A 333-nucleotide genomic window follows, 5' to 3' on the forward strand; every position below is an offset into this window, starting at 1 on the left:
GTGTGCGTGCGAGCGCGGACTTCCTGCTGCTGTCCAGCCTGCCGGACCGGCCCGCGCAGATCTTCCTGCAGTTCTGCCAGGACGTGCATCGCTGGATCCTGCGCAACCTCGGCGAGATCGCCAGCGATGCCGGCCACGGCAGGCACGTGGTGATGGTGTTCGAGGACGAGGACGACTACTACCGCTACATCAGCCACTACTATCCCGACGAGGGCGAGTTCGCGATGTCGAGCGGGATGTTCGTCCACGCCGGCTACGGCCATTTCGTGATGTCGCGCGGGGGCATGGAGCAGATGCAGCCCACGGTCGCGCACGAGCTGACGCAGATCGGAA

The 333-nt window shown here is 65.5% G+C and carries 1 protein-coding gene; it reads left to right on the forward strand.

Annotated elements, in window-relative coordinates; translation table 11 throughout:
• A partial coding sequence (locus tag FLQ44_RS23655; protein WP_206208828.1) for a hypothetical protein occupies positions 1-333 on the forward strand: 333 nt, incomplete at both ends.

This window comes from Vogesella mureinivorans, from assembly GCF_007644035.1.
GTDB lineage: Bacteria > Pseudomonadota > Gammaproteobacteria > Burkholderiales > Chromobacteriaceae > Vogesella > Vogesella mureinivorans.